Origin of the sequence: Candidatus Pelagibacter communis (assembly GCF_001179945.1) — a bacterium.
GTDB classification, from domain to species: Bacteria; Pseudomonadota; Alphaproteobacteria; order Pelagibacterales; family Pelagibacteraceae; genus Pelagilacustribacter; species Pelagilacustribacter ubique_A.
Map to the genome: position 1 here is coordinate 1 of NZ_CVSG01000024.1, position 789 is coordinate 789.

Genomic DNA, 789 nt, shown 5'->3' on the forward strand with positions numbered 1-789 from the left:
TGGGCATAGCTACCGTGTATCAAGATCTAGCTTTGGTATCTTTAATGAGTGTAACAAGAAACTTTTTTATGGGTAGAGAACCAATGAAAGGCCCACCATTTTTCAAAACGTTTGATATAGAAAAAGCAAACAAGATAGCTGCTGAGAGAATGGGGCAGATAGGAATTGATGTTAGAGATCCATCCCAAGCAGTCGGAACAATGTCGGGTGGTGAAAGACAATGTTTAGCAATAAGTAGGGCTATATACTTTGGAGCAAAAGTTCTAGTTTTAGATGAACCTACTTCTGCTCTCGGAGTGCATCAAGCTTCAGTTGTTTTAAAATATATAGTCAAAGCCGCTTCTCAGGGATTAGCGGTAATTTTAATAACACATAATGTTCACCATGCTTATCCAGTTGGAAATAGTTTTACAGTGTTGAATAGGGGAAAAAGTTTAGGTACTTATGAAAAGAAAAGTATCACTAGAGAAAAATTATTGAGCATGATGGCTGGCGGCGAGGAATTAAATAAATTAGAAGTTGAGCTTCAAGAAATGAACAGGTCTTCAACTAATTAATGCAGATAGGAATAGATTTAGGAGCAACTAAAATAGAGTACGTTCTTCTAGATAATAATAATGTAGAATTAAAAAGAGACAGAGTTCAAACACCTAAAGATTATGACAACACAATAATTTCAATAACTGAAATTATAAAAAAATTAGAAAATAAATCAGGAAAATTTAATGTAGGTATATGTCATCCTGGAGCGGTAGATAAAACTACAGGATTAATTAAAAATGCACATAA

Annotated in this window: 2 protein-coding genes; both read left to right on the forward strand. The window is 33.8% G+C overall.

The window, feature by feature from the left end; all coding sequences use genetic code 11:
* A partial coding sequence (locus AMN78_RS00865; protein ID WP_075533744.1) for an ATP-binding cassette domain-containing protein occupies positions 1 to 557 on the forward strand: 557 nt, incomplete at its 5' end.
* Positions 557 to 789 (forward strand): ROK family protein (locus AMN78_RS00870; RefSeq protein WP_143323148.1); only part of this gene is annotated, 233 nt, incomplete at its 3' end. The genes AMN78_RS00865 and AMN78_RS00870, both read left to right, overlap by 1 nt.